A 262-nucleotide genomic window follows, 5' to 3' on the forward strand; every position below is an offset into this window, starting at 1 on the left:
CGGCAGCGCCGTCAACCAGGACGGCGCGTCCAACGGTCTCACCGCACCCAACGGGCCGGCCCAGCAGCGGGTGATCCGGCAGGCCCTCGCGAACGCGCGGCTGACCACGGCCGACGTGGACGCCGTCGAGGCGCACGGCACCGGCACCGTCCTCGGTGACCCGATCGAGGCGCAGGCCCTGCTGGCCACGTACGGCCAGGGCCGCCCCGCCGACCGGCCGCTGCTGCTCGGCTCGATCAAGTCGAACATCGGCCACAGCCAG

1 protein-coding gene is annotated in these 262 nt (G+C 74.8%); it reads left to right on the forward strand.

Annotated elements, in window-relative coordinates; all coding sequences use genetic code 11:
* Positions 1–262: hypothetical protein (locus tag HA073_RS30275; RefSeq protein ID WP_166457874.1), on the forward strand; the 262-nt coding region annotated here is incomplete at both ends.

Origin of the sequence: Micromonospora sp. CMU55-4, assembly GCF_011602315.1 — a bacterium.
Taxonomy (GTDB): Bacteria; Actinomycetota; Actinomycetes; order Mycobacteriales; family Micromonosporaceae; genus Micromonospora; species Micromonospora chalcea.